At 61.2% G+C, this 263-nt stretch carries 1 protein-coding gene; it reads left to right on the forward strand.

Going from position 1 to position 263, the window contains the following annotated elements; translation table 11 throughout:
* Positions 1–56: 56 nt before the first annotated feature.
* A partial coding sequence (locus JI667_RS21705; protein ID WP_206858547.1) for a hypothetical protein occupies positions 57–263 on the forward strand: 207 nt, incomplete at its 3' end.

The raw sequence follows: 263 nt of genomic DNA on the forward strand, positions 1-263 counted from the left end.
TTTCTCTGTCACTCCCAACCGCTGCCCATGGCTGCCCACGAAAAAGGAGCCCGATGATGGGCAAGTCCGCACCAAAAGCTGACCCCTTGATCGGCGAAGCGGCTCTCAAATCCGCGGAGCTGGGCGAACAGTACCTCGCGTGGATGCAGGAGCTGTCCGACACGACGACGGGTTGGGCGCTTGAAGACCGCGAACGCTATCAGAGCACATTCCAGCCGCTGGAAGATCGCTATGTGGCCGAGGCGGTCGCATACGACACCCCT

Origin of the sequence: Bacillus sp. NTK074B (genome assembly GCF_017303375.1) — a bacterium.
GTDB lineage: Bacteria > Bacillota > Bacilli > Bacillales > Bacillaceae_B > Rossellomorea.